Annotated in this window: 6 protein-coding genes and 1 pseudogene; 6 read left to right on the top strand and 1 reads right to left on the bottom strand. The window is 71.4% G+C overall.

Annotated features, from left to right (window positions below; translation table 11 throughout):
- Positions 1 to 477: pseudogene (locus tag ABIC61_RS17820) on the bottom strand (hypothetical protein); the annotation flags it as partial.
- 234 nt (positions 478 to 711) lie between these two features.
- Here ABIC61_RS17820 and ABIC61_RS17815 point away from each other — a divergent pair.
- The 6 genes from ABIC61_RS17815 (at position 712) to ABIC61_RS17790 (ending at position 6,692) form a co-directional block, all read left to right on the top strand.
- Positions 712 to 1,467 carry a pseudouridine synthase gene (locus ABIC61_RS17815; RefSeq protein ID WP_354030989.1) on the top strand — a complete coding sequence of 252 codons (756 nt, stop codon included), beginning with the start codon at positions 712 to 714 and terminating at the stop codon, positions 1,465 to 1,467.
- A 19-nt stretch (positions 1,468 to 1,486) separates the two neighbouring features.
- Entirely contained in the window at positions 1,487 to 2,611 is a 1,125-nt protein-coding gene (locus ABIC61_RS17810) for a prephenate dehydrogenase (RefSeq protein ID WP_354030987.1), read from the top strand.
- Between the two features lie 170 nt (positions 2,612 to 2,781).
- Entirely contained in the window at positions 2,782 to 3,465 is a 684-nt protein-coding gene (cmk, locus tag ABIC61_RS17805) for a (d)CMP kinase (RefSeq protein WP_260852739.1), read from the top strand.
- Positions 3,466 to 3,533: 68 nt separating this feature from the next.
- A complete protein-coding gene (gene der, locus ABIC61_RS17800) occupies positions 3,534 to 5,054 on the top strand; it encodes a ribosome biogenesis GTPase Der (protein ID WP_144754575.1) in 1,521 nt (506 codons plus the stop codon).
- 20 nt (positions 5,055 to 5,074) lie between these two features.
- Positions 5,075 to 5,698 carry a hypothetical protein gene (locus ABIC61_RS17795; RefSeq protein ID WP_354030986.1) on the top strand — a complete coding sequence of 208 codons (624 nt, stop codon included), beginning with the start codon at positions 5,075 to 5,077 and terminating at the stop codon, positions 5,696 to 5,698.
- 226 nt (positions 5,699 to 5,924) lie between these two features.
- Positions 5,925 to 6,692, top strand: coding sequence for a hypothetical protein (locus tag ABIC61_RS17790; protein ID WP_354030985.1), 768 nt, complete (start codon positions 5,925 to 5,927; stop codon positions 6,690 to 6,692).
- Positions 6,693 to 6,716: the final 24 nt, after the last annotated feature.

Genomic DNA, 6,716 nt, shown 5'->3' with positions numbered 1-6,716 from the left:
GGTGGGTACCGGGGTCGCGACGAGCGTCCGGCGTCGGGTGGGTACCGGGGTCGCGACGAGCGTCCGGCGTCGGGTGGGTACCGGGGTCGCGACGACCGCGGGGGAGACCGTGGCCGTTTCGTCGGCCGTGACGACGACCGTCGTGGTGGCGACCGCGGCGGGTTCAACCGCCGTGAGGACGACCGCGGTGGGTACCGTGGCCGCGACGACCGCCCGGCATCCACTGGCGGGTTCCGCGGCCGTGACGAGCGTCCGTCGAACGGCGGTGGGTACCGGGGTCGCGACGACCGCCGTGACGCCCCGCGCCGTGAGGACGACCGCGGTGGGTACCGTGGCCGCGACGACCGTCGCGATGACCGCCGCGATGATCGCCGTGACGACCGGCGCCCTGCTCCGCGCCGCGACGACGACCGCCGCCGTGACCCGGCCCGCGAGGACCGCCGCGCCCCCGACGGCCGACCGAGCACGGTGTGGCACAACGGCCGACGCTACGTCGGCGGCACCACGACGGCGCGCAACGGCGACCGTCCCCGCATCACCGGCCCGCGCGGCACCGACCGCCGTACCACCCCGCGGCCCGAGGGCGCCCGCGACCAGCAGGGCCAGCCGCTCGAGGGCACGCCCGAGCGCCCGATCATCCCGGACTGGGACGCGGCGGACGGGACGGCGACCGCCGGGGCCGCACCGGGCCTCCAGGCTGAGGGCGAGCGCCTGCAGAAGGTGATCGCCGCTGCGGGCGTGGCATCTCGCCGCGTCGCGGAGAACCTGATCGTCGAGGGCCGCGTGACGGTCAACGGCGAGGTCGTCGACGCGCTCGGTCGCCGGGTCGACCCCGAGACGGACCAGATCGCCGTGGACGGGGTCCCCGTGCAGATCGACAGCTCGCGCCGCTACGTGCTGCTCAACAAGCCGACCGGCATGGTGTCGAGCCTGCAGGACGAGCGCGGACGCCGCGACCTGTCCGAGTACGTCGACCGGTACGAGGAGCGCCTCTTCAACGTCGGCCGACTCGACACCGAGACGTCGGGCCTGCTCGTGCTCACCAACGACGGCGACCTGGCGCACGTGCTCGCGCACCCGTCGTTCGGGGTGACGAAGACGTACATCGCGAAGGTGCGCGGCAACGTCAACCCGGCGACGGTGCAGCGCCTGCTCGACGGTGTGGAGCTCGAGGACGGGCCGATCGCCGCCGACAAGGTGCGACTGCTGGAGTCCTCGCGCGGGGAGTCGCTCGTCGAGATCACGCTGCACTCCGGTCGCAACCGGATCGTCCGCCGCATGCTCGACGCGGTCGACCACCCGGTGCTCGAACTCGTCCGGCGCTCGTTCGGGCCGCTGCACCTCGGGTCGCTGCCGATCGGCAAGACCCGGGAGCTCTCGACCGTCGAGCTGGGCAAACTCCTCCGCATCGCCCGCGAGGCGAAGGGTTCTGCACAGGGAGCCGACGACGAGGAGTCCTCGGACTGACGATCGGTAGGCTTGCCGGGTGACCGACGCCCCCGACCCGCACGACGCCCCGGACATCGACCGGCGGCTGCGCGGACCCGTGCGGATCGTCGGCGCCGGACTGCTCGGTGCGTCGATCGGCCTGGCGCTCCGCGAGAAGGGCGTGGACGTCGTCCTCGACGACGTCTCGCCCGCGGCGCTCGCGCTGGCCATCGACTACGGCGCCGGGCGTCATCCGGCTTCCGGCGACGATCCGGAACTCGTCGTGGTGGCCGTCCCGCCGGACGTCGTGGCGAGCGTGGTGTCGCGGGAGCTCGCCGCCTTCCCGGACGCGGTGGTCACCGACGTCGCGAGCGTGAAGTCCGGTCCGCTGGACGCGCTGCGTGCCGCGGGTGCGGACGTCAGCCGCTACATCGGCTCGCACCCGATGGCCGGACGCGAGCGCAGCGGCCCGACGGCAGCGCGCGCCGACCTGTTCCTCGGGCAGCCCTGGGTGATCGCCGGACACGACGACATCACCTACCAGCGAGCCGCCGTGGTCGAGGACCTGGCGCTCGACGTCGGTGCGACGGTCGTCCCCATGGACCCGGAGTCGCACGACCTCGCGGTCGCCTACGTCTCGCACACGCCGCAGCTCGTCTCGACGCTCATGGCCGCCCGGCTCCGGGATGCCCCTTCGGGCTCGCTCGGCCTCGCCGGCGGGGGTGTCCGCGACGTCACCCGCATCGCCGCGAGCGACCCGGGCCTGTGGGTGCAGATCATCGGCGCGAACGCTTCGCGCATCCGGCCGGTGCTCGCGGACCTCCGCGACGACCTCGACCGTGTCCTCGCGGCGCTGGACGACCCGGCCGGGTCCGGTTCGCCCCGTGCCATCGCCGAGACCATCGCCGCGGGCAACCGCGGTGTCGAACGGCTGCCGGGCAAGCACGGCACCACCAAGCGCTTCGCCCAGGTGGTCGTCCTCGTCGACGACACCCCCGGGCAGATCGCCGCCCTCCTCACGTTCATCGGGGAGATCGGCATCAACCTCGAGGACATGCGCCTCGAGCACTCACCGGGCGCGCAGATCGGCATCGTCGAGGTGTCGGTCCTGCCCGAGCAGGAACAGCGACTCGTCGAGGAACTCGAGGGTCGCGGATGGAGGATCGCAGCAGCATGGGCCTGAACGAAACGCACGCAGCCGCCGAGTCCGGTGTGACCGGTGGTCCGGACGGACCCGACACGGGTCTGCCCACGCCCGACGACCAGCCCGGCCCGATCGGCGGTGCCGGTGGCGGGCTCGACGGGCAGGGCGGTGGCGAGCCGGGTTCCACGAGCGCTCCGATCCCCGCCGGGCTGCCGGACGGCGCCTTCGTCGCGAAGTTCGTGATCGCGGTCGACGGCCCCGCAGGCAGCGGCAAGTCGAGTGTGTCCCGGGCCGCGGCTCGTGCGCTCGGGTTCGGCTACCAGGACACCGGCGCCGCCTACCGGGCGCTCGCGTGGCACGCCCTGCAGGAACAGGTCGACCTCGACGATGCCGCGGCGATCCTGGCGAGCTGGGACACCTTCGACTACGCGATCGGCACCGACCCCGACGCCTACTTCGTCCGGGTGAACGGCGCCGACGTCACCGACGCGATCCGCACGCCCGAGGTCACCGGCGCGGTGGCCCACATCGCGAAGCTGCCGGAGGTCCGCCAGCGGCTCGTGCAGCTCTTCCGGAACGTGATGCGCAAGGCCGATGGCCGGGGCATCATCACCGAGGGTCGGGACATCACCACGGTCGTCGCACCCGACGCCGAGGTCCGGATCCTGCTGACGGCCGACGAGTCCGTTAGAATGGCCCGGCGCTCGGCTGAGGTCACCACCCAGTCGGCCGCCGAGACCTCCGCCGCACTCGCTCGTCGCGACGCGGCGGACGCGAAGGTCGTCGACTTCATGAACGCCGCCGACGGCGTCACGACGCTCGACTCCACCGACCTCGACTTCGACCAGACCGTGCAAGCGGTCGTCGACCTGGCCCGCGCGGCCGGGCACTGACCACCAGGGCCACGCGCGGCCACGCACTGACAACACGCGGCCGAACGGTCGCCGGCAAGGACACCCACATGGCGCAGCTGGACAACTCAGACCGAGACGACTTCCCGGAGTACGACGACGCGCTCGGCGAGCGGCTCGCCGGGCTCGACGAGGCCGAGGCCGAACAGCGGGCGACCGCGCTCCGCGCCGGGCTCGAGGACTACGAGCTCGACGAGGAAGACGTCGCCCTGCTCGAAGCCGGCCAGCTCGGCGAGGACGGCATCACCTACCTGCCGGCGTACCCGGTGCTCGCGATCGTCGGGCGTCCGAACGTCGGCAAGTCGGCGCTCGTGAACCGCATCCTCGGCCGTCGCGAGGCCGTCGTGCAGGACGTCCCCGGCGTCACGCGCGACCGCGTCTCGTACAAGGCGGAGTGGAACGACAAGCGGTTCACCCTCGTCGACACCGGTGGCTGGGAGCCCGACGCACAGGGCATCAACGCCTCCGTCGCCGCCCAGGCCGAGGTCGCGATCGACCTCGCCGACGCGGTGCTCTTCGTCGTGGACGTCACGGTCGGCATCACCGCCACCGACGAGCACGTCGTGAAGATGCTCCGCGGCACCGACCGCCCGGTCATCGTCGTCGCGAACAAGTCCGACGACGACCGCCGCGACCTCGACGCCTACGAGCTCTGGAACCTCGGTCTCGGCGAGCCGCACCCCGTGTCGGCCCTGCACGGCCGTGGCGTCGCGGACCTCCTCGACCTCATCATCAAGACGCTGCCCGACACGTCGGCCGTCGCCAAGCAGGAGGTCGGCGGGCCCCGTCGCGTCGCCATCCTCGGCCGTCCGAACGTCGGCAAGAGCTCGCTGCTCAACAAGGCCGCGGGCGAGGAACGCGTCGTGGTCAACGACCTCGCCGGCACCACCCGCGACCCGGTGGACGAGCAGATCGAACTCGGCGGCCGCGTCTGGCGCTTCGTCGACACCGCCGGCATCCGGAAGCGCGTGCACCTGCAGCAGGGCGCCGACTTCTACGCCTCGCTCCGCACCACGGCCGCGCTCGAGAAGGCCGAGGTCGCCGTGGTCGTCCTCGACGTCACCGAGCCGATCTCCGTGCAGGACCTCCGCATCATCGACCTCGTCCTCGAGTCCGGTCGCGCGCTCGTCCTGGCCTACAACAAGTGGGACCTGCTCGACGACGACCGCCGCCGCTACCTCGAGCGTGAGATCGAGCAGGACCTCGCGCACGTGGCTTGGGCCCCGCGCGTGAACATGTCGGCCCGTACCGGCCGCCACCTCGAGAAGCTCGTGCCGGCCCTCGAGACCGCGCTCGAGTCGTGGGACACGCGCATCCCGACGGGCAAGGTCAACGCCTTCATCGCCGAACTCGTGCAGGAGCACCCGCACCCGGTCCGCGGTGGCAAGCAGCCGCGCATCCTGTTCGGGACGCAGGCCTCGAGCCAGCCGCCGACGTTCGTGCTGTTCACGACGGGCTTCCTCGACCCGCAGTACCGACGGTTCATCACCCGTCGTCTGCGCGAGGTCTGGGGCTTCTCGGGGACGCCGATCAACGTCAACATGCGCGTGCGCGAGCGTCGCAAGCGCTGAGGAACACCGGGGGATCGCACATGACGGGGGCGAGACGACGATGGCTGTTCGCAGCCGCCGCCGTGCTCGCCCTCGTCGTCGTCCTGTTCGCCTGGCGCTCCATCCAGGCCGAGCGTGGGTTCGATGCCGCGACATCGGTGGCGACGTCGACACCGCTCGCCGAGCAGGGGGTGCAGGGCGGCACGCGCGTGTCCCCGTCGAACACGCTCGGCGCTCCGGTTCCGGTGCCCGCCACCGACAACGGTGCCCACGGATCGCCGATCGACCCCTGGTGGCGATGCGTCCCGCCGGTCGCCGGCGACCTCCTCCCGATCGACCGGTTCGCCTCGGGGCACGTCCGGATCGCGCGCACCGGGGAACACCTGCTCGTCACGATCACCGACCTCAGGGTGGCGTCGTACGACTCCGAGCTGCCCGACGTGCGAGTGCTGCTCTCCGAGGGCACGGTGGTCGGAGAGCGCCGCGGGTACTGGACGCGGCACGGCGAGGACGACGACCTCGGCACGATCCCGTCCGACGTCGGGTCGATCACCTTCGACCTCGAGGCGCCCCGCGGTGTCCCGGACCCGGTCCGCTCGCTGGTCGTGCTGGACCCCGACTCCGGCGACGTCCTCGGGGGCGCTGCCCTCATCCCGACCGAGTGACCGACCGACTGACGGCTCCGACCCGGAAGCTCGGTGCGGTTTCCCGACGCGGCCGGGCTCGGTGCCCTCGCCCACCGACTGCGGGCGCCGTCTGCACCTCGGAGCCGTCGGTTCGGACGCGCGGGCCGTCGTGTGCGTGCTCAGCGCGGGGTACGCCGACCACCCGCCGGACCCGATGCGCGGTCCGACGGACGAGTGCTGTCCTGGATCATGCCAAGATGCGGGGATGGCTCTCTACTTTTCGCCCCGGCTGCTGAAGGAGCTCACGGGTTCGGACGAAGTCGACGTAACGGGTGGGGCGGATGTCAAGATTTCAGTCGCCTTGAAGACTGGCATCGTCAACGCTGATGGCGGAGTCGACGCTGCGCAGCTGCTCGCCGTCCGAGGGCTTCGACGCTTGGTCCGTCGACAGCTTCGACGAGCAGGTTGCCGGGTCGTGCGAGCAAAGGGGGCCAAGGTCGGCGATCTGGTGAGCATCAAGGTCGGCTACTTCGCTTACGGTGTCGTGAAGACGATGCTCGTTCGGTCGCGATCGACCCACTGGTTCTTCACCGGCCAGGGGACCACCCGGAACGGGAACATCGACCTTGCGGTGATCGGTTCAGTAGACAACTACGCGCGCTGGCTCGGCGCCGAGGAAGAAGCCCGGATCAACAACGGCGCCTCCTGGTTCCCGTCTTCGCCGGAACAGCTGGGCTGGATCATGGAGTCCGTCGGTGCGATCGCATCTGGTGCGACGGACAGCGAGCTCGCAGTGATCGGTGACGAGGCATGGCGACAGCCCGGTGCGCAGTTCGAGAAAGCGCTCTCGACGATCGCCGCGCTTCACCACAACAGCCACCGTCAGGACCGTCGTTTGAAGATTGACGTCCACCAGCACCAGTTCGAGCGAGGAAGGATGCTCGCAAGCGTCAGCGACGTACGTCGAGACGATGGCGGTTCGAACACAGGACTGCTTCTGCGTCCTCTCCTGATCACCAATTCGGGTCGCTGACACGACAGCGGCTGATGCGGCCCT

Source organism: Curtobacterium sp. 1544 (assembly GCF_040544915.1).
Taxonomy (GTDB): Bacteria; Actinomycetota; Actinomycetes; order Actinomycetales; family Microbacteriaceae; genus Curtobacterium; species Curtobacterium pusillum_C.
This window is presented reverse-complemented; position numbering and strand designations above follow the sequence as displayed.